Origin of the sequence: Bacteroides ihuae, from assembly GCF_900104585.1 — a bacterium.
In the GTDB taxonomy this organism is placed as follows: domain Bacteria; phylum Bacteroidota; class Bacteroidia; order Bacteroidales; family Bacteroidaceae; genus Bacteroides; species Bacteroides ihuae.
The window spans coordinates 419185-445323 of sequence record NZ_FNVX01000006.1; the positions used below are offsets into that span (position 1 = coordinate 419185).

Genomic DNA, 26139 nt, shown 5'->3' on the forward strand with positions numbered 1-26139 from the left:
TGACCTATTTAAAATCTTTTCTACTAAAATAATATAAGTAATAATCTGAATCATTGCTATACAGAGTACATCTCATATAATCATCTGAAGTTTCAGTAACTTTATATGCCTCTTTATGAGTATCCTGAAAAGTTATTTCTATTGTCTCATTTTTCAAAGTCCATGTTATTGGTTCAGCTATATTTTCACCATAAAGTCTCTTATATGCACCTGTACCATCAGCATTGAATGTAAATTGAACAGTCAAAGCATCGACCGATACAGGTTGCCCAGCTACATAGCCTACTGTCACTTGAACATACCATATTCCGGTAACGTCTGTTGATTTTATATTTAAATCATCATTATCACCACATCCATTAAATAGAAAAGATGAGAGAACAATCATCAAAATAGCTCCTAGTGTTTTCATAATACTTTGTCTTTAATTATTTTTACAATATGCTACTAGGTAAATGCGAAGTAAAGAAAAATACTGCATAATCATATTCTATTTTTAAGCTGAACGCGTAAAGAGATGAATTTACTTAACAAAAGTTGTTTTTTTGTCAAGAGCTGATTTACGCATTATTAACGGCAAGGAAGTCCTCAAAAAACATAAAAGAGTTATCCTGATAACAAATAAGCAAATTCGAGAAATGAAACCGTCTTTCAGAGTGTTTGCAACCGTGAAGTTGCGCAAAGACAACCGTCCTTTTGCCCAAAGAGAAGCATGGAGTTGGTTGAAAAGAAGCGTTCTCTTGGTTCTCGAGCAGTGCAGACATAAAAAAAGGAAGAAATCGCAACTTCTTCCTTTTACTGTATTTTAATCTGAATATACTTTATGATTACACTTACAAAAATACAACTTTACACACCAAAAGTCAAGTAAATCTCGGATTATTTTCAACCATAAAGTACTACGCTAGCTGCCCGATGCGATTAATCAATTCATCACCTAATGCAGTCTTGTCATCAATATGTTCAAGCACCGCAGTAACGAAAGGATTACTCTCAAAATCGCCTCGTACTTGCTCAAAGTCGAGCTTCCTCTCATCCATCGAACCATCCACACCAAAACCTGTCATAGACGAAAGCGAGAACTCTTTGCGAGCATCATTGTACACCATACGATCCAGTCCGACAACCGCTTCCTTCCACGTATTCACTATATCGACCACATCTTTAGCCGTTATCGTTTCCGGATCAAGTCCGTAAAACTCCTGAATCTTGTTGTATGCCCACGTCCATTCGTACGTATAGTAATTCTTATGCATCTCGCTAAAGCACATATTCATCTTTTTCAAACGGTCAATCTCCCCGCTCTCTATGCCGTTTATCAGCTTATCAATTTCACTTTTAGGAGTTATCAAGCCGGAAATGTCTACCCACTCCCCTATTCCTATCTCCGCATCTGGTCGCAAACGTTCTCGAATCTCTTCGTTGGTCTGAAAGTTAATTCCTTCCAAACGTTTAATGATGGAGTTTCCTAAGAATTTGTGCAAGGCAATCTCATAATATTTAATTCCGCTATTGAGCGATGAGTTTTTCATTTTCGCACTTTGGTACGAATAGATTTCGGAAGTTTCACCGGACACCCGTCTGAGTTCTTTCAATATCGAACGTCCCTTCAGCATCTTCTGAATAGTGTAAGGACTTAGCAGATTGTAGTTAACACAATCCAATTTGTTAGGATCCGTTCGTTTATCTCTCTTAGGCCATTTCTGCGCATCGCGTATGGTACCCACACTACGTAAGTTCACTCCAGGTACCAGATAAGTCGTATTCCCTTGCTCTATCAGATAGGAAAAAGGTAGATTAGATGTGTCGGCATGGTTCACGTGTCGCCCCATTACTAGTGAAAAAGCACCTACTCTAGCCGGCCAAAGAATGTATGAGTCGGAAGTTGTTTTAGCCCCACGTTCCAACATACCTTGATGGATAGGACCTAGTTTATACATGTGGTTACTTTGATTCGAACCCGAACCGGCGTTCATAAACGAAAACATGCCGGCAATGAGTAACGTAGATTTGTGATGCGTAACCGTATAAGGGCCGGCAAAAATAGCACAAGCTTCACCATTCTCACCCTGGCAATTACTGAAGAACAAAGAATCGGAAGCAGAATAGTTGTGCCCCAACTGGCAAGCCTGTCCCACAAAGCAACGGCTCAGCATCGTACCATCATCTACATGCGAACCCGAAGAAATAATGAAATCCTGACATATCACTCCATAACCGATATGCACCGGAGCCGATTCATTGCTGTTGATACTTCCGTTTTGCAAACGGCAAACACCTTCAATAGTGCAAAAGTCTCCAACTTTCACATTTTTAATAGAGCCTGTGTTGACAATCATCACTTTACGACCAATGCTTCCTACAGTAGAAGCATGTTTGTTAGAGTAATAGTCCGTCATTTTCTTCATCCTGCAAATCAACTCGGGCCGATGGCGATAGAGTGCCAAAATATAAGCCTGATGAGCAGACAACTTATCATTGATAAGAACTTCACGACCACCGGTTTCGTTCAGTACGGCTACTTCCACTCCATTACCAAACTTCGATAACCCTTCTACTAAGATGATGTCCACGTTCTCAATAAACGTATCATCACCAATCTCATAATTGGCTATATAGTTCTGAATGTTTTCGATGCAGCAGTTATCACCCACCGTAACGTTGTGCAGTGTCACATGCCGTAAACCTGCATGTTTTTCAATTCCGCCGGGTAAAGAGAAAGAAGAGCGAAAAACGCCCAACTTCACCTCCCCCGAAAAGCGTGTGTGATGTACAAAGGCAGTATCAAATTCTTCTGATACCAGCACCTTCCCCCAATCGTCAGCCACACACGACTGACTTTTCAACTGAAGAACTTCATCTTCAGTCAAATTTCGATAAATCTTCATTCTATTCTCTTTATCTATAAATATTCTTTAAGTCAAACCCTGAATTTTCACCAAGGTCACCCAGCGTACAATTCCAACTAAACCTCCAATTCAAAGAATGATACGGACTCATGAAACCAACTGATTTCAAATCAGTTGGTTTCATAAATCCCAAGGAGTATTGACAGAATAATGCAGCTCATTCCTACGAGTTACTCTTCCACCTCGTCGTCGTAAGTCTGATAAAGAAAATCATTATAAGGGAAACGTTGCACGTGCAGAGCTTTCACTCTTTCATAAACCACACTCTTAAGTTCCTCTAGATTAATCTTCTCGCGGGCTGAGATGAACAAACAACTGTCCTCCATCTTTGCCATCCAAGTCTTCATCAGTTCTTCGAGTGTTAAGTTTTCTTTAGTTCGGGGGGTAAGGTCATCGGGAGCTTTCTCCACGTAAGTATATGCGTCTATCTTGTTAAATATAAGTATGCAAGGTTTTCCTCCGCCATCAATATCGGCCAGAGTTTTATTCACCACCTCTATCTGTTCCTCAAAGCCGGGATGAGAGATATCAACCACATGGAGCAACAAATCCGCCTCGCGCACCTCATCAAGCGTCGATTTAAAGGATTCCACAAGGTCAGTAGGAAGTTTGCGGATGAATCCTACAGTATCCGAAAGTAGAAAAGGCAGATTCTCAATAATCACCTTTCTCACCGTAGTATCAAGCGTAGCAAAGAGCTTATTCTCAGCAAACACCTCACTCTTTGCCAACAAGTTCATCAAAGTAGATTTCCCCACATTGGTGTAACCCACAAGAGCCACACGAATCATTTTGCCACGATTCTTGCGCTGCGTAGCCTTCTGCTTATCGATGTCGGCCAACTGCGCCTTTAGTAGTGACATACGGTTCAAGATGATACGCTTATCCATTTCAAGCTGCGTTTCACCCGGTCCACGAAGTCCCACAGAACCCCCCATACCACCGCCGGAACCACCCGATCCACCACCTTGTCGTTCCAAGTGAGTCCACAAACGAGTTAAGCGAGGTAACATATATTTATATTGCGCCAGTTCCACCTGCGTTTTGGCATTTGCCGTTTGCGCACGCATAGCAAATATATCAAGTATCAATGAAGTACGGTCTAGTATCTTTACCTGCAATTCAGCTTCAATATTACGCAATTGTTTAGCCGAAAGCTCATCATCAAAAATGACCATTCCAATTTCATGCTCCGTCACGTATTCCTTAATCTCCTGCAGCTTACCTTTTCCCACATATGTCACCGAATGCGCCATATCCAGTCGTTGGGTAAACGTCTTCACTATTTCCGCTCCGGCAGTCTCAGCCAAAAAAGCCAGTTCGTCAAGGTATTCATTCGTTTTCCTCTCATTCTGTGCTTGCGTGATAAGTGCCACGAGTATGGCTGTCTCGCTCTCTGCTTCGGATATTACAAATTCTTTCATGCTTACTATTCTTATTAGACAGGCAAATATAGTTATTTGTTTTCATTATTTGCATTCTAAGAGAAATTTAGAGACAAGGGATGCATTTTAGATATACATAATGAGAGAAAAGAGAAATATTATCTATGGAGTAAACATAGATGTAAAGATAACGACCCCAGCTCTACAAGCCTCCTGAGAGAGGCTTATTGAATTAACGACTTCAACGCGTTGAAGTTATATGATATCTAAAGAAGAATGAGTTTGTAAATAATAAAGCGTTTAATAGAAAAAGATAATTTAAAACTATAAAAAAGCTATATTTATAATTAAAGCATAAAAAAAGCTGTCTCATAAATACTAAATTAAAATGAGACAGCCTTTTTTTATAAATAACCTAATTACTCAATTATGTCTTCCTTAAGAGCAGGGTTAGAATCTACACTTTGTTGTGGGAGAGGCAAAACATATGTTTCTCCTTTCATCTTAAGCTCTCTCCATCGTACAAATTCTGCAGCCAATTCAACACGTCTTTCGTTTTCTAAAGACAATGACGAATTTCTAAAGCTTTGTAATTCAGTTAAGCGATTAGTATTTCCAGCTTCTGCAGAAATCAGATACATTTCGGCTAAACGAGAAACCATTAATTCTGCATCAGAATTTTCTCTCTTATATTTTGTGGTAAAAATATAGCCACTTCTACTAGCTGCTAAATCAAACTCATAAAAAACTCTACGCCTATCATTCTCTGAAATTAAAGAGGTTACTTCATCCGAAATAGCAAAACAGTTCCATGTCCTCGCATCCCAACTCAAAATCCATCCCCATTCAGCATTACTATAGTCAGCTGATGCAGGAGTAGTAAAATTCATAATAAGTTCACTATCACGGCCTCCTTTAGGGTCATTTGACAACGAAAACTTACCTTCCTTTATCAGCGTTTCAGCCTCTATGCCTGCTTGCGAAATATTACCGTTTGCTCTATACGCTGCTGCCAATAAGGCTTGTGCAGCTTGACTAGTGGGAATGGTATTATCTCCTGAAAATAAAGGAGCGTGTTCTTTTGCGAACAACAAGTCTTCTATTATAAAATTCCAGATCTTTTTAGCACTAGATCTTTTAATACTACCTTGATCATAATTCTCGTCTATCAAAGGAACAGCACCATATAAATCAGTAAGGCGCATATAAGCAAGAGCTCTACAATAACGTGCCTGAGCCTTTTGCGCATCAGAAGCTGAAGGAGCTTTAATAATAACATTAGCACGGCTTATCCCTGTATAGAAATATGGATATAAATATCCATTTAAAATATCATTCGCAGGAACCTTATGTTCATATGCATATTGAACCTGAACCCATTGGAATTTCACCGGTTTTAAATCATCAGCCATGATATCAGAAAACATGATATTAAAATATCCGTATGACGATGGATTAACGGTACTAGCATAAAGACCATTCAGGAGCTTGTCAACATCAGATGAATTTAACTCCTGATTAGCGGATAAGGACATTTGAGAAGGTATATCCAACTCGTCTCCACAACTAGAAAATAGGAGTACTCCAAATAATAAGTATATAATCTTTTTCATATTTGTATCTTTATTTAAAATGATAAGTTCACGCCAAACATAACACTCTTAGCATTAGGTATACCAGAAGCATCAACACCCGCTGTGACTTTATTATTATCTCTATCGGGATCAACATACTGAACCTCAGGATCTAGACCAGAATACTTAGTAAATGTGAACGGATTCCTCAATTGAACATAAGCTCTAAGTTCTTCAAAGAACGGAACATGAAATTTCTTAAAATTATATCCTAGAGTTATATCAGCTATACGGAAATAATCCGCATCTTCCAAAAAGCGAGAAGAGCGTTGAGTATTCCAAGAACTAACATCTGTCCCTAAGTTTACACGAGGCACAGAAGTATTGGTATTAGTAGGAGTCCAACGGTCCATTATTTCAGTCAACATATTATCTGAGAAAGAAGGGTAACCAACTGCACCACCATTCATCTGACTTTCTTTGTACATTGCATATATTTTTTTACCCAAGGAATATTGAGTTTGCACATTTAAGTCAAAACCCTTATACGTTAAACGAGTTCCTAAACCGCCATAAATAGGTGCTATACCGCCCTTGAATATTTGCTCGTCATCGCCATCGATAACTCCATCTTTATTTACATCTTCATATAGCATATCTCCAGGGTTAACAATGTTAACAACGTTGCCATCTTGATCTTTATACTCTGTTTTCACTTGAGCAACTCCTAATGATTTTACGAGTTTAAACGAGCCTAAAGATTTACCTTCCTGAACGACAGAAACAAATCCTGTTGTATAGTAAGTCTTAGTAGGGTCTCCCAAGCTTAAAACTTTATTATTATTATAAGAGAAGTTTCCATTTACACTCCAAGTAAAGTCTTTATCTCTAAAGATTTGCACATCTATATCTCCTTCTAAACCGCGGTTTCTTATTTTACCGGCATTAGACAACATAGACCGATAGCCAGTCTCTGTCGCAACGGGCAAACTATATAACAAGTCCTTAGTTGTTTTATTATAATAGTTCAAGCTTAAGTTGATGCGATTATCTAAGAATGAGGCATCAGCACCAATATTTGTAGCCAAACCTTTTTCCCATGTCAATTTCTCATTAAACAATGTTGCAGCAGCAAGGCCAGGCTTTTCATTATATTTATAATCATTTCCCGCAGCAAGAAGGTTCTGTCCTGAAGCATTTCCAATTCCTGATTGATTACCAGTCTGACCATAAGAGGCTCTAATCTTCAACATGTTTACAATATCTTTATTCCAAAAAGCTTCATTTGAAATAGTCCACCCACCAGAGACAGCAAAGAAAGTCCCCCATCTATTCTCTTTCAAAAATTTAGAAGACCCATCAGTACGAACAGAGATCATTAGATTATACTTATTATCCCAATTTAACTGCAGACGGCTAAAATAAGACTCCAAAGAGTTGGCAGTATAAGTAGCTTCCCCTCCCGTGATTTTGCCGGCTGACCCTAACCACGTAAGAGAAGTAGAAGGAAAATCTTGTCCTGACATGTTAGACTCTTCCTCTTCAAATTTCTGAAATGAATGTCCAGCCAATACTGTGTAAAAAAGTTTATCCCAAATATTGTTAGTATAAGTCAAGGTATTTTCTACAATATAATCCGGATGATTTTCTGTTAAGTAATAGCCATAACCAGTAGGACTGCCATTGCCATCCTCTCCACGTTTCGAGTCAGCAGAATCATAACGTTTCTTTCTACGAGTTGCAATGTCACCACTTGCAGAAGCGTGCCATATTAAACCGGGAATAATTGTCCAATCAAAATACGCAGAACCTCCCAATTTATAATATTTATCAGTCAATTCACGCTCAAAAGCCCATAACGGATTTATAAATGTACCTCTGTATGGTTTACCATCATCACCGTATGCAGGAGCATCTGGGCGAGCATTTGCAGCAGCACTCCAAGGAGAATAAACACTATTATCTTCATCCAATGGAACTGCAGAAGAAGAAGAAAAATAAGTTTTAACTCCAACTTTAAAGTTATCAGTAACTTTGTGATCAAGATTCAATTTAAGACTTCCTCGCGTATAACTATCCTTCTTCACAACACCTTCTTGATCAAAATAAGAGGCTCCTAAGTAGAACTTCGTTTTAGCACTACCTCCTGAGATCCCAAGCTGATAATTCTGCAAAAGAGCATTTTTATTTCTTATCTGATCGTACCAATCTGTACCAGTCTCAGTCAATGGTGTAAATGGAGTCAACGTAGATGCATCTTTAGGAGAAGATTGATACCCACTCGCAATATCGTCAACATAATTCTGCCTAGCTTCATCCATTATCAATTTGTACTGAGAAGCATTTAGCATTTTTGGTGTTTTAACTGGATTTCTCCAACCAGTACTAATGCTCAAGCTCACTCTTGTTTTTTGATCAAATTTACCTGATTTAGTCGTGATCAATATAACACCATTTGACGCCCTTGAACCATATATCGCTGTTGATGCTGCATCTTTAAGAACGTCAACACTTTCTATATCATTAGGAGAGATAGAAGAGAAAGGAGCACCAGGTACACCATCAATAACATACAAGACATCGTTAGAAGCATTTAGAGAACCGTTGCCACGAAGACTGACCTGAGTTTCATCTCCAGCACGGCCGGAAGTACTAACAATTTGCAACCCACTAACTTTGCCTTGCAATGCCTGACTTACGTTTGAGACTGGTATCTGGGCTATTTCTTCAGACTTAACAGAAGAGATAGCTCCTGTCAATTCGGATTTCTTGACCGTTCCATAACCAATAACAACAACCTCGTCAATAAGCTCAGCATCAGCTTTCAGCACCACTTTCACACTAGGCTTAATCGTGATTTCTTGTGATTGCATACCAATATACGAAATCTGCAAAGTCTTTGCAGAACTTATGCTAAGTGAAAAACTATTAATGCTGTCTGTTCATCGATTGAGTCTGTATTTGTTTTGAAAAATAGTGTCACTAACCTTTAGATAGGCTGAATTAATTTATCTAAAAGTTAGCACTATTTGCATACAATGATTGCTATAGAGAAATATTCTCTGAGTAAATCCTTTTGTTGCATACATTCTGAGTACATTTTTCCAAATCACGAATGAGGGTCATATCCATTATATCAGTATAAACTTGTGTCGTTTTAATACTCTTATGACCTAACAATTTCTGCACAGTGGTAATATTTACGCCATTATATATTAATAAGGTAGCATTTGTATGACGGAAGCAATGAAAAGATATATGTTTTGAGATTCCGGATAACTTTGATATTTTTGCAAGTTCTTTATTGATATTAGAATTGTCGCGGAGTTTAAAAAACAAAGATAAGTCGTCCTTGTATTTTTCTAGAATAGAGATAGCCTTACCATCAAAGAGCAAATAAAGAGGTAAACGTACTTCTGTTTTGGTTTTCACTGATTTGTACATTAGCCAAACTTCTTTGTTTATGAATATAAAGTTATCAGGCTCTAAGCTTACAAAATCAGAATATCGTAATCCAGCATAGCAACAAAAGAGGAATGCATCTAATGTTGTTTTTAGCTTCATATTATTTCCTGTTAATCGGAGTTTTTCTAGAAGTTCTAGTTCATCCGGGGCTAAATGGGTATGAGCATTCTCTGTTGTTTTTATCTTATATTTTCTGAATGCATACTGCTGGATATCCATATATTCTTTGTTTATAGCTACGTTTACATAGCGTTTCAAATGTTTCATGTGTTTTGCGATAGTATTTATATGATAGCCTTTTGAACGTAGATGTGATTCAAATAAAGATATAAATTCAAACGTTAAATCAGAGAAAAATATTTTTTTTTATACTGACTCAGTAATTGATAAGTAGAAAGATGGTTTTTCTTAGTGCTTTCATTAAGAGGTGATTTTGCAATTTCATCTTTTAAAAATGGAAGAAAAGATCTGTCTTCTTTCTGTGTTGTTAGTGCTTCTTTTAACGTATCCAATGTTATGACCTTACCTTGTTGCCATAAACTCAACTCTTCTTTTTCAATTAAGGCAATGCATTCATAGAGCATCCTATTTAAAGCTTCTGCATTAGGATGATTCTTAATTACTTGCTTTTTATTATCCCATTGCATTGGCGTAAGATAGATTTTAGTTGAGAAATACTTTCTTCTTTTATTTAGATAAGCTTCTACTTGCACTACAGCCGTTCCTCTCTCGTTAAGGCTTTGCTTTCTATTAAAAACCAAGTTATAGATAATTTTGTCCATTTTTTAAATAAATAAGTTAATTACTGAAGGAAATTGTGCTCAAAATAGAACTACATAGAATTTTTTGGGCAACTAAAGGCCTCTGAATACTCCACGCTATGCTAATGCAAAGGTAATTGTTTTATGGGATTAGTAGCACTATATACTCTCTGATACATACTGGAGCGATATAATATCAACTAAAAAAGATTTATTATGTATATCCCGACCCTGTTTGTATCTCTTCTTGCTATTCTCTTAATCTTTTCTTATTTTTGCATTGCTTTTCAATGCACTGACACCCGGGTGTTGAGCTGTTCTATATCCGGGTGTAAATGATCTTGATATGGGGGTGTCAGTGAGTTGATCTTCCTATCTTAGTAAATTGACAAGAGGAGATGTATTTGCTTTAAGACAGCTTTGATACGGGAACTCAATAAAAATAAGATGTATGCCTATTAATTATGTTGTAAGAAAGAAAATTGATAAATCAGGAAAAGAACCGAAAGTGTTGTATTATGCTGCTCCTAAAGCGTTACAAAAGGCTGCTGCTACTTCTCTCAAGATAGCCAATAAAATGGCTGAGAGGAGTGCGCTGACGAATGGGGATGCTTTGTCGGTGTTGACACAACTGCCTGATGTGATTGCTTCGTTGCTCCAAGACGGACAAAACGTAACGATTAAAGGGTTGGGTACTTTCTATGCGGGCATCAGCAGTGAAGGGGTAGAAACTCCTGAAGAGTGTACGGCGAAGAAGGTTTGGGTTACCCGTATTTGCTTCAAGGCTGATGCTAATTTTGCAAACAGTGTAAAGAGTGCAGAGTTTGTGAGCATGGAACGAAAATTCAATAAAAGTGCCGGAGTGAAAGCTGAAGAAGGGAAGAAGAAAAAATCTATCTGACGACAAAATCTATGATATGTTGGGAATCACAAAGGTGATTGTTGTATAGAATTACTACCACCATATCGTTTCTAATACATGTTGTAGAGATATATTAACTAAAAAAAGTCATAGAATATTTGCTTTATAAGTATAATCTTTCATCTAGCTTTTAAGCTATCTATATAACTTTATTGCCATAAGAATATCCAAGAATAGCATTTCTAAATGTTTAAAAACTGTATCCGCCAGAATTAATACTAAAGGAAAGAAAGAATAAGATAATTACCTTGATATTCTGCTCCTTGAAGACTCCTTTTTTGAAGTTAATTCGTTAAATGATTTGCTAAAATTACACTTATTTGAATTCTATCCCACCTAAATTTTCAATTCCGCTCACTTTGTATGACTTATTGTCGTGCAAAGTAAGTGAGATAAATGTATCAAATATCTATAATTTAAGCTTTGGGGCTTACTTTGTGATATCACCTAGATTATAATCTGATTTTTTATTAGACAATATGATAGTTTGTTTTCCTAAAATTTCCGTTTTTTTAATTTCATTTGATGTTATAAAGCATATAAGTGGATTCTTTATTTAACAAATAGTCAGACAATTAAGCTTTTATTTGAAAAGCACTTGTTTTTTCATATAAAATTAATAAATTTGCATTTTGTTAGAGTAAAGAAACAATTAATGTAAGGTTAAATTTTAAGAGAGAATTTATGAAAAGAAAACTAATGCTGTTATTGACCTGCCTTTTTGTAGGTATAGGTCTGGTAACTGCTCAAACTCAAAAAGTAACGGGCGTTGTTACTTCTGAGGAAGACGGTCTACCAATTGTAGGTGCCTCTATTTTGGTGAAAGGTACTACTGTAGGTACTATTACTGACGTAGATGGTCATTTTACTTTGTCTAACATACCAAGTTCTGCAAGGACTTTGCAGATTTCGTATATTGGTATGCAATCACAAGAAATCACGATTAAGCCTAGTGTGAGAGTTGTGTTGAAAGCTGATGCTGAATTATTGGATGAAGTTGTCGTAGTTGCTTACGGTACGCAAAGTGCACGTACGATTACAGCTTCTGTTTCGTCTGTGAAAGCTAGTGCTTTAAAGGATGTTCCAAGTGTGAGTTTTGACCAGATGCTTCAAGGACGTGCTTCCGGAGTAAGCATTACAACGCCTTCAGCAGGTGTAGGACAAGCACCAATTGTGCGAGTGCGTGGTGTGAATTCTATTACTTCAGGCACATCGCCTTTATATGTAGTAGATGGTGTGCCTATTCAATCGGGTAATATGTCCTATTTGGCAAATGTAAATGCCTTGGCTGATATCAATCCAGCGGATATTGTATCAATGGATGTATTGAAAGATGCCGCTGCCGCTGCACTTTATGGTTCTAGAGCAGCAAACGGTGTTATCATCATCACTACCAAGCAAGGTCAAAGTGGCAAAACAAAGGTTACTTATGATGGCTTTGTTGGCTTTTCTAATGCCACAGGCTTTTATGACATGATGAATGCACAGGAATATACTGATTTTAAAAATATGGCAGTTAAGAACCGTTATGGAACGGACGAAAGGTCACTAACTAACGGATATGTATCTCCTTATGGCAGTAAAGCTTTCAATCTTATGAAAGATTCTCAAGGTAATACTATTGATACAAGTTGGAAAGATGCTGCTTTCCAGAATGGTTTTTCTCAGAGTCATTCTGCTTCTATTAGTGGCGGTTCAGACAAGACTCAATTCTATTTATCAGGTAACTATACCACTCAAGATGGTATTGTTAAAGGTGATAAATATGATCGCTTAGGAGTAAAGGCAAACATCAATACGACTGTAACTCAATGGTTGAAGATAGGAATGAATTCGAATCTTTCAACAGGAACAACTTCTTATGTTGATGCAGCTCGTAGAGGCTCAAACTTTTCTGTAGGAGGTTTTCCACGTTTAGCATTGATTAATGCTCCCAATATACCTATGTATAATGAAGATGGCACACCATACTATCAAACTAAAGGATTAGGATATGGAGGGAATACAGTGTTTAGCACTTTTTCTAATCCAGCGGCTATTCTATCTTTAGGTAATGGGTTAAGTAGTGACATGATGCATTTTGTTGGGTCTTTTTACGCCGAAGCCACTCCTGTAAAGGGACTTGTTTTAAAAACTCAATATGGCATTGATTATGCACGATTGGAAGATCAACGTTTTTGGTCTCCGCTTCACGGAGATGGTGTTAATAGTAATGGTCTGGCAAACGCATATAATACGAAGAATAACAAATGGACGTGGACCAATACCGCTACATACAATTTCTCTCTAGGAGACCACAATTTCAATGTTCTAGCGGGTATGGAGGCATCTGAAACAGACTATTCACTTTGGACAGCTCAGCGTAAAGATCTTCAAGATACTAAATTCACTGAATTCCAAGGACCTTTTGGCTCAGCTACAGCAGACGGTGATTTGAGTAAAAATTCAATGGCTTCTTATTTTGGTCGTATTAACTATGATTTCGCCTACAAATACATGTTATCATTGAATTATCGTCGCGATGGTTATTCGGCATTAAGTAAGAAGAATCGATGGGGTGATTTTGGAGGAGTATCGGCTGCTTGGCGGGTTTCTGAAGAAGCTTTTTTTGAACCACTTAAATCTGTTGTAAATGACTTTAAAGTGAAAGGAAGCTTTGGTGTTGTTGGAAATACAGGCATTAGTGATTATGCCTCAAAATCTTACTATTCAAGTTATAATTATGGTACAAGTGGCACCTATGGCTTAGCTCAAATAGCTGATCCCAACCTAAAATGGGAATCCTCTGCAAAATATGATGCAGGATTTAGTGCACAACTATTTGATAGAATTAATGTTGATTTTGACTACTACTACACAAAATCTTCTGATTTGATTCTTGATGTACCTCAAGCTCCTTCAAAGGGAATTCCAGATGGAGTAATTACGACCAATGCTGGCAAAATGCAAAATAGTGGTATTGAATTTACTATATCCGCAGATGTGATTAAAACGAAAGACTTTACATGGGATACAAGTTTCAATATAACAACAAATAAAAATAAAATTCTTTCTTTAGCAGAGGGAGTTGATAATATTATTGCAGGCGACGATGGTGGTCTCGAGCAGACTAATATAACAGTGCCTGGAAAGTCTATCGGACAGTTATATCTCTATCCGACTGCTGGAATAGATCCAGAAAGTGGACGTAGAGTTTTTATTGGATCAAAAGGCGAACGAACTCTTTTCAAGTATGAAGAAGGAGATTGGTTTACAGAAGACGGCAAAGCTTTCACTGGTGATTTTACTCCTGTTATTTGTGGTGGTACCACCCCAACTTGGTATGGTGGTTGGAGCAACAATTTTAAGTATAAAGGTATTGATTTATCCGTATTCTTTCAATTTTCTGGTGGAAACAAAATTTACAATGGCACAAGAGCAAGTACTAGTGATATGCGTTATTGGAACGATTCTAAAGATGTGCTAAAGAAATATTGGACACCAGAGCGTAAAAATGCGTCATACGCTTTACCTATTTATGGAGATAATTATTCAAATGGATCCGCAATGGCTTTCACTGATTGGGTTGAAAAAGGAGATTATTTACGTTTGAAGAATATATCTTTAGGCTATACTTTTGACACTAAGACTTGGCCTAAAGCAATTGGCATTTCCTCACTTCGTATTTATGCTCAAGCCCAAAATTTATTTGTAATTACTGGCTATTCAGGAATGGATCCAGAAACATTAACTAATGTTGAGAGTTCAACATTGGCTGGTGGAACAGATAAAAACACGCTACCTCAAGCTCGCACTTATACGATAGGTGTTAATTTATCATTTTAAAAAAAATTAAAAGGAAATAGTGATGAAAAGAAATATTATATTTTCGATATTATGTGGCTCTCTCTTGCTAGGCAGTTGCAGTAGTAGTTTTCTTGATCAAGAGCCACCACTGTCTGTGAATGAAACAGATATTTTTACTAGTCCCGCCCGTATTAAAGCTACGTTGGATGGATTATATGCTGCTATCAAAAATTCGGGTAGTGAGTCTTTCATGGGCGGAAAGGTTTATGTCACTTTTGATAATAGAGGTGAGGATTTAATTAATATCTCCTCTAATCTTGTGACCTTATTTGGCACCTATAATATGAATGTTGGAATAACTGATGCTGAAAATGCTGACACATGGACTGCTGCCTATTTAGCAATCAACAAGGCTAATACCTTCTTAGAATCCCTGGAAGCATCTAAGAGTGTTGCTGGAGATATGTATGAACAATATAGGCAAGAGGCTTTATTTGTTAGAGCATTTGCATACTATTATTTAAATAATCTGTATGCAATTCCTTATTCTATTTCCCCAGATGCCAAATCAATACCCTTGCGTTTACAAGCAGAAAAGGGGGCAGATAATAACAATATGCCACGTTCAACCGTTAAGCAAGTATATGAAAGAATACTTGAGGACTTAAGTGTCATATCTGCATTGCCAACAGCGGTGAATACATATGATGCCGTTACTCATGCAACTCAGGCTGCAGCCAATATGTTGAAGATGAGAGTATATATGTCGATGAATGATTGGGATAATGCAATTAAAGCAGGAGAAAGTGTCGTTGGATATTCTCTTACAGACGATGTCACAGCGATTTATAAAACTCCCTATTTTAGTAAAGAGTCTATTTTCTCTTTCCCAATGGAAGACACGAATGTCCCTAATACACAGCAGTCTGTAGCTGAATATTATAACGATGGCAAGATTATGTTAATAGATACAGATCATGGAATTATGTCAAAATCCAATTATTCTTTGGCTAAGGATAAGCGCATTAGCTCTTTTAAAGGAACTGATGGAAAGCTACTAAAATTCACTGATGCTAAAACAAAATTGCAATGGGTACCGATCTTTCGTTACGCAGAAACTCTATTAAACCTTGCTGAATGTTATACACACAAAACGGGAGGAGAAGGAACTGCAAAATCATTATTGAAAGACGTGAGACATCGTTCTATTGATGCTACTGACGATCAATTAGATATTGATGCACTTTCTGGCGATGCATTGAAAGACGCTATATATAATGAAAAGCGATTAGAATTTATTGGTGAAGGTTTGCGTGGTATTGACATAATGAGGCGAGGTGAAGACTTCATCAAAATAGGTGACAATGAAACGATAAAAGTTACTCCTACTGATAACGGTTATGTTTGGCCTATTCCTCAAATTGAAACTAGCATTAATCAGGATCTTAACAAATAGTCTGAATGGACTAACTGTATTATTTTCATATAATAAAAGCAGTAGATTCAGCCATTAGGCTGTCTCTACTGCTTTTTTGTTATTTCTACTAGATTTTGTATGCAAGCTAAAAAAAGGACATATACAATCTAGCATAAATAAACCAAAGAAACAAGTGAAAGTATTAAACTACAAAATCCTTCTTATCTCTTTTAAGGCATTTATTGTATAAGTAGCTTCAAAAGGGAAAACAGTACGCTCCATACAATTATAATAAATCTGATGCATACCTATTCCACTCGCACCTGTAATATCGGCTTCCCAACTATCTCCAATCATCAGTGAGTCTGCAATTTCAGATTGAGTCGCTGATAGAGCATAGTGAAATATCTGCGGCCATGGTTTCATCACTCCAATGTCATCGGAGAGAATAATCTTTTTGAAGTATCCGTCAATGCCAGACGAGCGCATCTTATGATACTGAAGCTCCCGAAAGCCATTAGAAAGGATATAAAGGTTATACTTAGGAAACAAATACTCGAGCAATTCCTTAGCATGGGGCATCAGGTTACTTTTGGTAGGAATTACAGTAAAGAAATCATCGGAATAGGTTTTCGCCAAAACTTCATCGGGCACACCCACTGCTTGAAGGGGGTACAAGAAGCGTTGACTATTTAGCTCTTCTTTTGTGATATTGCCATCGCCATACTCAACCCATAATTCCGCGTTCCTCTTTTGATAAAGAGTATAGAAGTGGTGAAAGGAATCAAAATAACGATTGAGCTTATGTTTAAAGTACATTTCCTCAAATGTATCTCGAGCATTAGCCGAAAAAGCCCAAAGTGTATCATCCAGATCAAAGAATAAATTCTTGTATTGCATTACGGTATATTCTAATTATATAAAAATATGCCAATATGCTATTTTAGAATTAGCATATTGGCATATTATATTATTAATGAGACGAGTCTTACTTCACTTGCATAACCAAATATTTAGATACGCTCCAGAAATCTTTTGGATTCGTTATCTTTAAAGTCAACTGCCCTTTATCATCTTTAACTAAGCTATATGAACTTGTTGGATGGTTGGTCAACACTTCAACACGCTTAGAGTACAATTTGATTTCTTTCGTTGTACGAATGTCTATCTGAGTAAAGTAGTCTTTGTTAAAGTCTGAGCTCTTAAGCACGTCTCCACTCTGAAGAATCTTTTGTGATTTCAACTCTGATTTAGTACCAAAAACAAACCAAGCTGTATTGATTGCTCTGTCTTGCTCTGAAACCGTTTGGGCTTTAGCCTCATTCTCTGCTGTAAGTGATTCTTTATCAGATGACAAGCCAGTTACCGCAGCATCTAGCTCCTGAATGCGAATATTCTTAGATGCTAGTTCAGATTGCAACTCTTCGATACGCTGTGTTTTTGCTGCTAATTCAGCCGTCAAAGCCTCAACAGCCTTCTTCAATTGAGCAGAGTTGTTTTTACTATTCTTAAGCATCGATTGCAACTTAGCAATCTGAGATTTGTTTTCTTCCATTGTTTTGCTAATGAACTCAATGTCCGAAGCTATTTGTTGCTTAGCTGAAGCAGCATTCTCAGTAATAGTACCACGTTGCAAGTCAACACGACTTTCGGCTGTATTGATCTGACGAAAGCCTTCTTGGATCTCATTAAAAGTACCCATCATTTCATCCAATTCTGAATTGCGTTGGGTCAATTCCATCAAGAGTGAATCATTCTCCGCTTTAAGTTGGTCCTTATTGCCACCTTTGTTATCACACGAAGCCAGAAAGGCCACGCATACAAATAAAATTGCTAACTTTTTCATACGTTTTTGTTTTACGTTTCTTAATGAAGTTATTTCTAATCGTCTATTCCTCCTATTACTATCACAATCTCACCTCTAGGATCGGTCTTGGTGAAGTGTTCCACCAATTCGGTTAAGTTACCACGCACGGTTTCTTCATGAATCTTAGAGATTTCTCTTGAAACTGAAACCTGCCTCTCGGGACCAAAGTATTCAACAAACTGAGTTAATGTCTTCAGAAGGCGATGGGGTGACTCATAAAATACCATCGTACGCTTCTCTTCCATTAAAGATTTCAACTTGGTCATGCGCCCTTTTTTCTGCGGCAGAAAACCTTCGAAACAGAATCTCTCGTTCGGCAAACCTGATGCCACAAGTGCAGGAACAAATGCTGTAGCTCCTGGAAGACATTCCACATCAATGCCATTGCGAACACATTCACGCACCACAAGAAAACCCGGATCGGAAATCCCTGGCGTCCCTGCATCCGAAATAAGCGCAACCGTCTCTCCGCCTTTCATCCTATTAACAACGCTCTCCACCGTTTTATGTTCATTGAATTTATGATGAGATTGCATCGAGTTTTTTATTTCAAAATGCTTTAGAAGAATTCCCGAAGTACGAGTGTCTTCAGCTAAAATTAGATCCGCCTCCTTTAGCATGCGAATAGCTCGAAATGTCATGTCTTCAAGATTACCTACCGGAGTAGGTATTACATATAATTTTCCCATCTATACGCTAATTGAAATATTTCTTTAAGAGTTCAGTAAAGTCAATCGCAGCCTCTTCGTCTGCGCCAGCATCCAATTCGGAAGAAAGATATACCAATGCATCTGCAAGAGTCTTTTTACTACTCAATTGTTGCAGCACGGCATTCATCCGGTCAGCATCACCATGAAACAACTCACGAGCAAAACGAAAAAAGTCATTCAGGCTCATTGTCTGCCGCAATCCTCCAGCCGGTTTTATTTGTTCAGCCAAAATGGTTTTTGCCATAGGGGATATTACTCGCGAGATCGAATCGCTTTTGCCCTCAGAAGCAACTCCTTCAGGAACAATCACTGAATCTTCATTAATAATCACTTCTGGCACAACAGATTTATCTCTCACTATTAAAATTGCCTCTTGTTCGCTCTGAGAATAGGTCTCTGTGTTTTTAGCAACACAGTCTTTTTCATTCAGCAGTTCCAATAAAGTATCTAAGCGCGAACGCATTTGCAAGACACTTCGCTTCGCCACCTCCTTCAAAGGGGAATTGGGTTCATGCGAAATAACATCCGTCAGGTATTTCAACTCCTGAACATCTAATTCTATATCAGTTAATAATGATTGCATACGATTTTCATCTCTGAATGATGTCGCAAATGTAGAAATAAATAATGGAAAAAAGCCGATAAGCAAACAAAAGTGTTACTTTTGCAAGCAAATATAACACACTTTATAATGGTACTATTTTCGGAGGATCAGATACAAGAAACAAAGATGAGAGGAAGAATTGAGGTTATTTGCGGATCAATGTTTTCGGGAAAAACGGAAGAGTTAATTCGTCGTCTGAAACGGGCTAAATTCGCACGCCAACGGGTAGAAATATTCAAGCCAGCAATTGACACTCGTTACTCAGAGGAGGATGTAGTATCTCACGACAGTAATTCTATATCCTCCACTCCTATTGATTCTTCAGCAAGCATATTGCTCTTTACCTCTGAAATAGATGTCGTAGGCATTGATGAAGCTCAATTTTTCGACAATGGATTAATAGAAGTGTGCAACCAGCTGGCCAACAATGGAATTCGAGTAATTATCGCTGGACTGGATATGGATTTTAAAGGTCTTCCATTTGGCCCTATACCCGGACTCTGTGCGATTGCCGACGAGGTATCAAAGGTACATGCTATTTGCGTAAAATGTGGTCAACTTGCTTCCTTTTCACACCGCACGGTAAAAAGTGAAAAACAAGTTTTGCTAGGAGAAACGGAGGAATACGAACCCCTATGCCGAGAATGCTATGTACGAGCCAGAAAAGGAGACAAAGACAACACTTAATAACTCCCTATATGCTAGAAAAGAAAATAACATTTGATAGCTTTATCCGCATGGTACTTGGAATAGGTATCATTGTAGGCGCCTTGATGCTCATTGAAAGGTTGAGCGGTGTGCTGTTACCTTTCTTTATTGCATGGCTCATTGCCTATCTTCTTTATCCGTTGGTTAAATTTTTCCAATATAAGTTACGGTTACGCAGCAGAATCATAGCTATTATCTGCGCATTACTAACCTTAACCTTACTAGCTGGCGGAGCTTCATACCTGTTAATCCCTCCTGTCATTGAAGAGTTCAGCAGAGTGCAAGACCTACTAACGATCTACTTTGCAGATGGAATAGATAGCACTAGCATACCTAAAGTATTATCAAAATTCATACATCAGAACATTGACCTGGAAGCAATAAATAGAATGCTTAGCCAAGAAAACATAGCCGAAGCAACCAAAAACATTGTACCGAGATTATGGACACTACTATCTGACTCCATAGACTTTCTATTTAGCATTTTAGCCTCTTTCATCATATTACTTTACGTAATCTTCATCTTGCTAGATTATGAATCAATAGCTGAAGGATGGATTCATTTATTGCCTGATAAATATCGTTATTTCGCCACAACGCTGGTACGAGATGTGCAAAAAGGAATGAATACATACTTCAGAGGACAGGCACTTGTAGCATTCTGTGTAGGCATTCTATTCTGCATAGGTTTTTTAATCATTGATTTTCCACTCGCAATAGGATTAGGGCTTTTTATTGGGGTGCTAAATCTGGTACCTTATCTTCAAATTATAGGCTTCATACCAACCGTTGCTCTAGCTATGCTGAAAGCAGCCGACACCGGAGGAGATTTTTGGATTATATTAGCATCTGCTTTAGCTGTCTTTGCGATAGTACAAACAATACAAGATGTAATAATCGTCCCCAAAGTAATGGGAAAGATAACAGGATTAAACCCTGCAATCATCCTGCTGTCTCTTTCCATTTGGGGAAGTTTAATGGGAATATTAGGCATGATCATAGCCCTACCAATAACAACTCTTCTACTTTCGTATTACCAACGTTTCATTGTAGGCCACGAAAGAATTAATCAAAAAGTAAAGGAATCATCTGATTATCAGTCAACAAAGAGCTCAGAAGAAAAATAAATGAAAGTTTTTCACCCAAGTCTCTTGCATTTTAAAGAAATACCTATATCTTTGCACCCGCTTAACAGCAATAAAGGACTGATTCGCTAGCTCAGCTGGTAGAGCACAACACTTTTAATGTTGGGGTCCTGGGTTCGAGCCCCAGGCGGGTCACCAAAAGAAGAATGAAAATTCGCCATTCGTAGCCTCTTAAATTAATTATTTAGGAGGCTATTTTATTTCTTATCCACTACAAGGAAGTAAAAGCAAGACAAAATAGACTGCTAAACAATAATCTAAGAGATGTTCACATTAATAATTTGAAAAACGATATCTTTGCAACTAAAATAACATAAAAGTAATGAAAATCAATACTTTATTGAGCATGTTTGCTCCAAAAGATGTTAAGTTCCTCCCAATGCTGGCAGAAACAGCTTCAATATTGGCTCAGTCATCCATTTATCTCCAAGAACTTTTCACGAGTGAGGACAAAGAGCGTAGAGATGAGCTATGCAGATTGATCAAAGCTGAAGAAGTCAAGGGAGATATCGTTACCGGAAGTATTATCCGCGAGCTAAACAACACATTCATCACTCCTTTTGATAGAGAAGATGTTCATGCTCTTGCTGATATCATGGATGATGTTATTGATGTAATCAACCGTTGCGCACAAAAAGTACTTCTCTACCAACCTCACGCTTTCCCCATGCATACGGCCTCATTGGTTGAAATTATCAAGAAAGGTAGCGACGAAATTTTGAACGCTGCCAACGAGCTATCTAACATGAAGAAGACTGATTTTCGTCTTCGTGCTCATTGCAAAGAAATAAAAAGATTGGAAGAAGAAGCTGATGCTGTTTACGAAGAGGCAATTATGTGTCTTTTTAAAGAGGAAAAAAGTACTGTTGAACTAATCAAACTCAAAGAAATTATTCAGGAGCTTGAAAAGGCTGTAAATAAGATTAATAGCACAGGAAAAGTAATCACCACTATCCTTGTAAAATACGCCTAGTAAATAGAACTATATGATACTATTAATTATTGTTATTGCATTAGGACTCATCTTCGACTTTATTAATGGCTTTCATGATGCAGCAAACTCTATTGCAACGGTCGTAACAACCCGTGTATTAACTCCTTTTCAGGCTGTTTTGTGGGCAGCAGCATTTAACTTCATAGCTTTCTTCGTTGCAAAATATATCTTTGGCGAGTTCGGAATTGCCGACACTGTCTCTAAAACCGTCCTAAAAGAGTACATCACTTTACCTATTATTTTATCGGGTCTTATTGCTGCTATTAGCTGGAATCTTGCAACATGGTGGTTGGGGATTCCTTCATCATCCTCACACACATTGATTGGCGGATTCGCAGGAGCTGCAATCTGTGCTTCAGGTTTTCAGGCAATCCATACTGCCGTTATTATAAAAATTGCTATGTTTATCGTTCTGGCCCCACTCATTGGCATGATTATCTCTGCAATGATTACCATCGGAGTGTTGTGGATATTTAAAGGAGTGAATGCCCGAACAGCAGAAAATTCATTTAGAAAACTCCAGCTAGTATCTTCGGGATTATTTAGTTTGGGACACGGATTAAATGATTCTCAAAAAGTAATGGGTATTATTGCCACGGCCATGATTTCCTACGGGACTATTGATTCTGTAGAATCAATGCCTAATTGGATCCCGCTATCCTGCTTTGCAGCAATAGGCCTAGGCACTATGAGTGGCGGTTGGCGTATTGTTAAAACAATGGGAAGTAAAATAACCAAAGTTACGGCTTTAGAAGGCGTATGTGCCGAAACAGCAGGTGCCCTTACTCTTTTCATCACTGAGATTCTAAAAATACCGGTAAGTACAACACACACTATCACAGGTTCTATCATGGGCGTAGGTGCTGTAAAGAGATTATCCGCTGTTCGTTGGGGAGTAACTATAAACTTAATGTGGGCATGGATACTTACAATCCCAGTAAGTGCGCTACTTGCCAGCATTATCTATTTAATTGTAAACTTTATAGGTATTAAATAATAGACAGCGTGTGTGCCGTCTATTTACTTAGTGTGCCGCATACGCTATCTTATAAAAAGCTTTATTATTTTTTCTTTCGTCCAATGAGGAAACCAATCTTCAATCCAGCCGTGAGTGCCAATGGAGTGTCATTTGTTCCGCCTAAAAAGCCATAATGCCAAGATCTGTCATCCGGATTATGGCCAAAACCATAACCAATTCCGGTAAAGAGATCCAAGAGAAAGACATCAGCAAAAACCCACTGCTTCCCACCCACAATCATTAATGAGAACATAGTGCTAGAACGGCGTTCCTTCATATAAGAATAAACATCATCACCATAATAATAATTATTCTCATCTACTGTATAATGCAAGAAGGTAGCTTCGGGCTTAACATAAAAACCTTTAAGCACATGGGCATATCGATTGCGACGATCATACCAATTGGGTGAGGTCAGAAATTTATAACCAAACTTAACGATAAGACCGGATGGATTATCATCACTGGAATCTACTCCAGCACCGATAATACCAAGACCGAACTCCAAAGACTGTCCGGGCTTCAGACTATGTTCGTATGAGAAAATACTAGATCCCATCAATGGGGAAAGGAAACTTAATTTGATAGCATCCTTACGCTGCGACTGATAGTGTTCTTTTCCAAACATAGAATCAGAAAAAGTCAGTTCTTTGCCACTTTCGAAAATAATTTTGGTTACGTTATTCTTGTCCAACGTAAACGTTAAGTTCTGCGCATACGTGTCGGTAGAATACTTAATCAATTCCTCCCCTATTTCCACTATTTTACATGAAATAGTATCTGTAGGATTCCTACGATAAATTTTGTCTTGACAAAATGCTACTCCTGCATAAATAAGAGCAATCATTGTAATGATAGTAAGTCTGAAAAAAGTGTTCATAGCTCTTGTATTCTAGTTATTTGTCATGTTCTAGTAAAAGCAACACGAGAATCATGTTTAATGCCTATTTTGTGATCAATACCGTAACGTAAGCAGAGATCCCTTCTTCACGCCCGGTAAACCCAAGTTTCTCTGTAGTGGTGGCTTTGATAGAAATATCATCAAGATCAATGCCCATCACATCAGAAAGAGTTTCCTGCATAGCAGGGATATGAGCTTTCAACTTAGGCCGTTCCGCACAAACAGTTGCATCAATGTTACCTATTTGATACCCTCTACCACGAAGAAGTTCCACCGTTTTACTCAGAAGTATCTTGCTATCTATATTCTTAAATTCACCAGCAGTATCGGGAAAATGATAACCGATATCCCGCATATTAGCTGCCCCTAATAAGGCATCGCAAATAGCATGTACTAATACATCTGCATCAGAGTGGCCAAGTAAGCCCTTCTCGTGCTCAAGACGAATACCTCCTATCCATAATTCACGATTTTCAACTAATTGATGAACATCGAATCCAAACCCTACTCTTATTTTCATTGATCCAGTTTCTTTCTTTTAAGTCGTTATCTAAATATACCAATCGGCAAAAGGTCTAATTGAGAAAGATATTCAGCGAATATAAAAATCGAGTACTTTTTCCTCTTCCAGATAACCTTGCAGATGCTGACCAACACTAACCGGACCGACTCCGGCTGGTGTACCTGTAAATAATAAATCGCCAATTTTAAGCGTAACAAAACGACTGACATAAGCAATAATATCATCTACCCGAAATAGCATATCCGTAGTGCAACCCTGCTGAACAGTTTTACCATCAATATTCAGATAAAAATGCAATTGTTGCACGTCAGCAAACCGATCGACAGGCACAAATTTCCCTATGGCAGCAGAATCATCAAAACCCTTGCAAAGTTCCCAAGGATTTCCTACTTCACGAAACTTACGTTGTAAATCACGGGCAGTAAAATCAATGCCTACTGTAACAGCATCATAATAACGCTGGGCAAAGCGAGGAGCAATATTCTTACCCAAACGATTAATACGAACCACTATTTCCGCTTCGTAATGTATTTCCTCAGAAAAGTCGGGTATGAAAAAAGGTTTACAATCTTTAAGTATTGCTGAATCCGGCTTCATAAAAATAACCGGTTCTTTATTAATTGATGTATGGCCTAGCTCCTTATTGTGCAGAGCGTAATTCATGCCTATAGCTATAATTTTCATTACTCGCGTTCATTAAAATTTAGACGATTAAACATAACAGCCAAATGAGCATATAAGGAGGTGTTTTGCACTACAATATCTTCAGGAACACGTATACGGAAGGGGGTAAAGTTCCAAACGGCTTTAACTCCACCAATCACCATTATGTCAGTTATTCGCTGGGCAATTTCAATAGGCACTGTAAGAACGCCAATGTTTACTTCGTACTCTTTCATCTTCATTTCAAAGTCATTCGAATGAAAAATAGGAATCCCATTAATCGTAGTTCCTATAATATCTGGATTGACGTCAAATGCTGCTACTATCTTCAGCCCAAAATGGGTCAAACCTGAATCACACAACAAGGCGCCACCTAAACTACCGACACCAAAAAGAAAAGCTTTATGCATATTAGTAAAGCCAAGAAAGTCTTCTAGAACTTCTATCAGAACATCAACCTCATAACCTACACGGGTACGGCCTGTAATATTAACATAAGAAAGATCTTTAGCTATCTGAGACGCATCGATGTTAATCTCCTTAGAAATCTGAGTAGAAGAAACATATTGCTCCCCTTTTTGCTTTAGCAATTTGACATTAGAAAGATACCATGGAAGCCTGCGTAATGTAGGTTCCGGCACTTTTGCGATATCTTTGTGATGTATTTGATTGCTCATAGAAACTTAATTGCTTTAGCGTTAGCGAAAGACAAAATTACATCTTTTTTTGGGATTGCAAATTTTATTGAGCAAAAGCTTAACATAATTTCTATATAAAACAAACTGAT

Annotated in this window: 20 protein-coding genes, 1 tRNA gene and 1 pseudogene; 8 read left to right on the forward strand and 14 right to left on the reverse strand. The window is 37.8% G+C overall.

Translation table 11 applies throughout. The annotated features are described in order from the left end of the window. Positions 1-4: 4 nt before the first annotated feature. The 6 genes and pseudogenes from BQ5338_RS12495 to BQ5338_RS12525 form a co-directional block, all read right to left on the reverse strand. The gene (locus tag BQ5338_RS12495; protein ID WP_071147165.1) at positions 5-412 is read right to left on the reverse strand and encodes a lipocalin family protein; all 408 of its coding nucleotides are present in this window, start codon (positions 410-412) and stop codon (positions 5-7) included. Positions 413-899: 487 nt separating this feature from the next. Next, positions 900-2888 carry a DUF4954 family protein gene (locus BQ5338_RS12505; protein ID WP_071147167.1) on the reverse strand — a complete coding sequence of 663 codons (1989 nt, stop codon included), beginning with the start codon at positions 2886-2888 and terminating at the stop codon, positions 900-902. Between the two features lie 191 nt (positions 2889-3079). Then, complete coding sequence (gene hflX, locus BQ5338_RS12510) at positions 3080-4333, reverse strand: GTPase HflX (protein ID WP_071147168.1); 1254 nt, start codon at positions 4331-4333, stop codon at positions 3080-3082. 380 nt (positions 4334-4713) lie between these two features. Beyond that, positions 4714-5907 (reverse strand): RagB/SusD family nutrient uptake outer membrane protein, encoded by a 1194-nt coding sequence (locus BQ5338_RS12515; RefSeq protein ID WP_078063491.1) that lies wholly within the window; start codon positions 5905-5907, stop codon positions 4714-4716. 14 nt (positions 5908-5921) lie between these two features. Then, entirely contained in the window at positions 5922-8801 is a 2880-nt protein-coding gene (locus tag BQ5338_RS12520) for a SusC/RagA family TonB-linked outer membrane protein (RefSeq protein WP_078063492.1), read from the reverse strand. Positions 8802-8913: 112 nt separating this feature from the next. Continuing rightward, positions 8914-10115, reverse strand: a pseudogene (locus tag BQ5338_RS12525) (site-specific integrase). A gap of 430 nt (positions 10116-10545) precedes the next feature. Here BQ5338_RS12525 and BQ5338_RS12530 point away from each other — a divergent pair. The 3 genes from BQ5338_RS12530 (at position 10546) to BQ5338_RS12540 (ending at position 16258) form a co-directional block, all read left to right on the forward strand. Next, the gene (locus BQ5338_RS12530) at positions 10546-10995 is read left to right on the forward strand and encodes an HU family DNA-binding protein (RefSeq protein ID WP_071147171.1); all 450 of its coding nucleotides are present in this window, start codon (positions 10546-10548) and stop codon (positions 10993-10995) included. Positions 10996-11700: 705 nt separating this feature from the next. Next, complete coding sequence (locus BQ5338_RS12535) at positions 11701-14841, forward strand: SusC/RagA family TonB-linked outer membrane protein (protein WP_235816428.1); 3141 nt, start codon at positions 11701-11703, stop codon at positions 14839-14841. A 22-nt stretch (positions 14842-14863) separates the two neighbouring features. Further along, positions 14864-16258 (forward strand): RagB/SusD family nutrient uptake outer membrane protein, encoded by a 1395-nt coding sequence (locus tag BQ5338_RS12540; RefSeq protein WP_071147172.1) that lies wholly within the window; start codon positions 14864-14866, stop codon positions 16256-16258. A 168-nt stretch (positions 16259-16426) separates the two neighbouring features. On the opposite strand, the gene BQ5338_RS12545 is transcribed toward BQ5338_RS12540, so the two are convergent. The 4 genes from BQ5338_RS12545 to BQ5338_RS12560 all read right to left on the reverse strand — a co-directional run bounded on the left by BQ5338_RS12545 (position 16427) and on the right by BQ5338_RS12560 (position 19379). Beyond that, positions 16427-17119 (reverse strand): YjjG family noncanonical pyrimidine nucleotidase, encoded by a 693-nt coding sequence (locus tag BQ5338_RS12545; RefSeq protein WP_071147173.1) that lies wholly within the window; start codon positions 17117-17119, stop codon positions 16427-16429. 88 nt (positions 17120-17207) lie between these two features. Beyond that, complete coding sequence (locus BQ5338_RS12550) at positions 17208-18065, reverse strand: Cbp1 family collagen-binding glycoprotein adhesin (RefSeq protein ID WP_071147174.1); 858 nt, start codon at positions 18063-18065, stop codon at positions 17208-17210. Positions 18066-18100: 35 nt separating this feature from the next. Beyond that, positions 18101-18775: a 16S rRNA (cytidine(1402)-2'-O)-methyltransferase gene (gene rsmI / locus BQ5338_RS12555; protein ID WP_071147175.1), complete on the reverse strand. Its 675-nt coding sequence runs from the start codon at positions 18773-18775 to the stop codon at positions 18101-18103. 7 nt (positions 18776-18782) lie between these two features. After that, positions 18783-19379 carry a hypothetical protein gene (locus BQ5338_RS12560; protein WP_071147176.1) on the reverse strand — a complete coding sequence of 199 codons (597 nt, stop codon included), beginning with the start codon at positions 19377-19379 and terminating at the stop codon, positions 18783-18785. 108 nt (positions 19380-19487) lie between these two features. On the opposite strand from BQ5338_RS12560, the gene BQ5338_RS12565 reads away from it, so the two are divergent. The 5 genes from BQ5338_RS12565 to BQ5338_RS12585 all read left to right on the forward strand — a co-directional run bounded on the left by BQ5338_RS12565 (position 19488) and on the right by BQ5338_RS12585 (position 23244). Next, positions 19488-20087, forward strand: a complete 600-nt coding sequence (locus tag BQ5338_RS12565) for a thymidine kinase (RefSeq protein WP_071147177.1) — start codon at positions 19488-19490, stop codon at positions 20085-20087. A gap of 11 nt (positions 20088-20098) precedes the next feature. Further along, positions 20099-21235 (forward strand): AI-2E family transporter, encoded by a 1137-nt coding sequence (locus BQ5338_RS12570; RefSeq protein ID WP_071147178.1) that lies wholly within the window; start codon positions 20099-20101, stop codon positions 21233-21235. 80 nt (positions 21236-21315) lie between these two features. After that, positions 21316-21391 (forward strand) — tRNA-Lys (locus BQ5338_RS12575). A gap of 184 nt (positions 21392-21575) precedes the next feature. Further along, the gene (locus tag BQ5338_RS12580; RefSeq protein ID WP_071147179.1) at positions 21576-22226 is read left to right on the forward strand and encodes a DUF47 domain-containing protein; all 651 of its coding nucleotides are present in this window, start codon (positions 21576-21578) and stop codon (positions 22224-22226) included. A 13-nt stretch (positions 22227-22239) separates the two neighbouring features. Next, on the forward strand, positions 22240-23244 hold the full coding sequence (locus tag BQ5338_RS12585) for an inorganic phosphate transporter (RefSeq protein ID WP_071147180.1): 1005 nt from the start codon (positions 22240-22242) through the stop codon (positions 23242-23244). A 64-nt stretch (positions 23245-23308) separates the two neighbouring features. Here the strand turns inward: BQ5338_RS12585 and BQ5338_RS12590 are convergent, their stop codons facing one another. From BQ5338_RS12590 to BQ5338_RS12605, 4 genes are all read right to left on the reverse strand, one after another. Then, complete coding sequence (locus BQ5338_RS12590) at positions 23309-24145, reverse strand: hypothetical protein (protein WP_071147181.1); 837 nt, start codon at positions 24143-24145, stop codon at positions 23309-23311. A 64-nt stretch (positions 24146-24209) separates the two neighbouring features. Beyond that, the gene (ispF, locus tag BQ5338_RS12595) at positions 24210-24686 is read right to left on the reverse strand and encodes a 2-C-methyl-D-erythritol 2,4-cyclodiphosphate synthase (RefSeq protein ID WP_071147182.1); all 477 of its coding nucleotides are present in this window, start codon (positions 24684-24686) and stop codon (positions 24210-24212) included. 72 nt (positions 24687-24758) lie between these two features. Continuing rightward, positions 24759-25373 (reverse strand): fumarylacetoacetate hydrolase family protein, encoded by a 615-nt coding sequence (locus tag BQ5338_RS12600; protein ID WP_071147183.1) that lies wholly within the window; start codon positions 25371-25373, stop codon positions 24759-24761. After that, positions 25373-26029 (reverse strand): redox-sensing transcriptional repressor Rex, encoded by a 657-nt coding sequence (locus BQ5338_RS12605; RefSeq protein ID WP_071147184.1) that lies wholly within the window; start codon positions 26027-26029, stop codon positions 25373-25375. Before BQ5338_RS12605 ends, BQ5338_RS12600 begins: the two co-directional genes overlap by 1 nt. Between the last annotated feature and the right edge of the window lie 110 nt (positions 26030-26139).